We start from the raw sequence: 3,232 nt of genomic DNA, 5'->3' as shown, positions 1-3,232 counted from the left end.
CGGCAGAAGACCATGCGCATCTTGCTGATCGAGGATGATACAGTTCTGGGAGCTGCCGTGCGGGACCAGATAGCCGCCGATGGCCATTCGGTCGACTGGGTCCAGCGGCTGGATGCGGCCGGGGACGCGATGGCCGGGGCGAGCTTCGATCTTGTGCTGCTGGACCTGATGCTGCCCGATGGCCGGGGCATTCCGTTTCTGCGCCGTCTGCGGGCCAAGGGCGATGTGACGCCCGTCATCATCCTGACCGCGCTTGACCAGATCAGCGACCGGATCGAGGGGTTGAACGCAGGGGCCGACGACTACCTGGTCAAGCCCTTCGATCTGGCGGAACTGTCCGCCCGGATCGGCTCGGTGGCGCGCCGCTATGCGGGGAACCCCAACCCAATTGTCACCCACGGGCCGCTGGAGATCGACCTTGCTGCGCGCAGCATCCACCGCGACGGCCGCCCAGTCGCCCTGACGGCACGCGAATGGGCGCTGTTCGAGGCCTTTCTGTCCCGGCCTGGGCAGCTTCTGTCCAAGGCGCAGCTTGAGGACAAGCTTTACGCCTTTGGGGCCGAGATCGAGAGCAACACGATCGAGGTCCATCTCAGCCGACTGCGGAAGAAGTTGGGGGCGGAGGTGATCGAGACGGAACGCGGCCTCGGCTACCGTCTGGGCCGGGCATGAGGGCGCCGCGCAGTCTTCAGGGTCGCCTTGGGCTCTGGCTGGGCGTGGCGCTGACGGTTCTTTGGGTGCTCGCGGCCAGCGTGACGGCGCTGATCGCGCGGAGCGAGATCGAAGAGGTGTTCGATTCCGCCCTGCAGGAAACCGCACAGCGCATCCTGCCACTCGCCGTCGTTGATATCCTGAACCGCGAGGAAGCAGGGATCAGCCAGCGTCTTGCCGCCATCCGCGAACATGACGAGTTCTTCACTTACATCGTGCGGGATGATCAGGGGCGCATCCTGCTGCAATCCCATGCCGCCGACCCGGGCGTGTTCCCCGCCTGGGAAGGGATCGGGTTCCACCAGACTGCAACGCATCGGCTCTATAGCGACGAGGCTGTGCAGGGCACGATCCGCATCACTGTGGCCGAGCCGCTGGACCATCGCGCAAGCGTCGCGCGCGAGATTCAGATGGGGCTTGGCCTGCCACTTCTGATCTTGCTGCCCGTGGCGCTTCTGGCCATCGTGCTGGCCGTCCGCGCCAGCCTTGCGCCCCTGCGCCAGTTCCGCGACCGCCTGTCGGCGCGGGGCGCGCGCGACCTGAGCCCCGTCGCCAGCGCCGATCTGCCCACCGAAATCGCGCCCCTCGCCGATACGATGAACGGACTTCTGGGGCGGCTGGAAGCGGCCTTCGAGGCGGAGCGAAGCTTTGCAGCGAACGCCGCGCATGAACTCCGCACCCCGCTGGCAGGTGCCATCGCACAGGCACAACGGCTGCAGACAGAGACGCGCGACGCTGACGCCAAGGCCCGTGCGGCCGAAATCGAGGCCACGCTGAAACGCCTGACCCGCCTCTCCGAACGCCTGTTGCAACTGGCGCGCGCTGAAGGTGGTCGCCTTCGCCGTGACGTCGCTGCCGATCTTCGCCCCGTGGCCCGACTGATCGTCGACGACCTTGCGCGCGGTGGCGAGCCCGGGCGCATCCACCTCGCGCTTCCGGACAGCGCTATCATGTCGGATCTGGACCCCGACGCCTTCGCGATCGTCTTGCGCAATCTGATCGAGAATGCCTTGCGCCATGGCCAAGCCGAAGCTCCTGTGGAGGTCTCGCTTGCAACTGACGGAACGCTGATCGTCGCCAACGACGGCCCGGTCGTGCCCGCCGAGGATCTCGCACGCCTGACGCACCGGTTCGAGCGCGCCCGGTCCGATCGCGAGGGCAGCGGTCTTGGGCTGGCAATTGTCGCGACGATTGCCGAGAGGTCTGGCAGTCAATTCGAACTCAGATCGCCTCGCGAAGGCCGGGCTTCAGGGTTCGAGGCACGACTATCACCGACCGGAACACGCGTTCTGAATTCCTAGCGAGAATGGATCAGGCTTTACGCCTCGATTCGAAGGCATTTCTCGCGCGCAGTACTCGGCTGGTTGCGTATCGACCGAGTGGCGAACGCATTTGGGCTGGATCAGTTGATAGCCAAATCGGTCGCCGTTTTCCCAGCAGCCAACGCCTCCACGAACCACTGCGGTTTGCGCCCGCGACCGGACCAGGTGAGTGCCGGGTTCTCAGGGTGCCGGTATTTCGCCGCGACAGGCGCACGGGAGGCTTTCGTCTCGGTTCCGTCAAGTTCGGCCAGAGAGTAGCCCAGATCCCGGGCGAGAGCTTCCACCTTGGCGCGGGCTTCCGCCTTCTGCCGATCCTCGAATGTGGAGATCGCCTTGGCGACGTCCTTCTGCATTTTCTTCAGCTCGCCAAGCGACAGTGCCTCGAGTTCGTAATCAGCCATTGATGCGGTCCGTGTCCTGAATATCCCGGTATCGATAGCCCGTCGATGCAGGGCACCGCAACTCCCGGAAGGCAAGGGCAGGGGTGGCAAAGGCTGGTGATCGCAGTTTTCGCCGCCGGGGAGGTGCTGGACTGGGGGGTAAGGCAGTCCCGATGGGCAAGGTGACAGGTCCTGGCATGGGCTCCCCGCGCATCTCTGTCTCCTCGGCCATCCCTTCGACTGACAATCCCCTAATCCCGTTCGGTTGCCTGCGCGCAACCCCGCGTCAGTCCGGGCCGTGTTGGCTAGCGTTTCTTTGGAAACGCGTCACCTGCCCGCTCCACCCCGGTCCTCTGGGGGTTTCCGGCGTCCGTTCCGTCCACCGTGCACGCGTCACCCGACGGGCTTTTTCCGGGTCTTGTCGAAGGGACGGTCCCGAAGACAGGACACAGAAGGAAGCTTACCATGCAGAACATCGTTATCCTCGCCGGCAACATCGGTCAGACCCCCGAAGTCCGCACCACCCAGGGCGGCACCAAGATCACCAACTTCAGCCTCGCCACCTCCCGCCCCCGCATCTCGGAAGGTCGCGTCCTGCGCGACGAGAACGGCTACCGGGTCATGGACACGGAATGGCACCGCATCACCTGCTTCAACGGTCTCGGCAAGACGGTCGCAGAGCACTGCGAAAAGGGCATGAAGGTCCTCGTCCACGGCCGCATCCACTACACCAAGTGGATCGACAGCATGGGCAACGACCGCTACGGCTGCGAGATCATCGCCGAAAAGGTCGACTTCCTGAGCCGCCCGAAGTCGGCC

The 3,232-nt window shown here is 65.0% G+C and carries 4 protein-coding genes; 3 read left to right on the top strand and 1 reads right to left on the bottom strand.

The window, feature by feature from the left end; all coding sequences use genetic code 11:
• Window positions 1-12: 12 nt before the first annotated feature.
• Window positions 13-672: a response regulator transcription factor gene (locus tag U1E69_RS08405; protein WP_106754621.1), complete on the top strand. Its 660-nt coding sequence runs from the start codon at window positions 13-15 to the stop codon at window positions 670-672.
• Complete coding sequence (locus U1E69_RS08400) at window positions 669-2,012, top strand: ATP-binding protein (RefSeq protein ID WP_038148806.1); 1,344 nt, start codon at window positions 669-671, stop codon at window positions 2,010-2,012. Before U1E69_RS08405 ends, U1E69_RS08400 begins: the two co-directional genes overlap by 4 nt.
• 101 nt (window positions 2,013-2,113) lie before the next feature.
• Here the strand turns inward: U1E69_RS08400 and U1E69_RS08395 are convergent, their stop codons facing one another.
• Window positions 2,114-2,434, bottom strand: coding sequence for an H-NS family nucleoid-associated regulatory protein (locus U1E69_RS08395; RefSeq protein ID WP_038148804.1), 321 nt, complete (start codon window positions 2,432-2,434; stop codon window positions 2,114-2,116).
• A gap of 444 nt (window positions 2,435-2,878) precedes the next feature.
• Between U1E69_RS08395 and U1E69_RS08390 the strand changes: the two genes are divergently transcribed.
• A partial coding sequence (locus tag U1E69_RS08390) for a single-stranded DNA-binding protein (RefSeq protein WP_322243948.1) occupies window positions 2,879-3,232 on the top strand: 354 nt, incomplete at its 3' end.

It is taken from the genome of Tabrizicola sp. (assembly GCF_034366665.1).
GTDB lineage: Bacteria > Pseudomonadota > Alphaproteobacteria > Rhodobacterales > Rhodobacteraceae > Tabrizicola.
The sequence above is the reverse complement of the archived record's forward strand: the minus strand, read 5'-3'. Positions and strand labels throughout refer to the sequence as shown.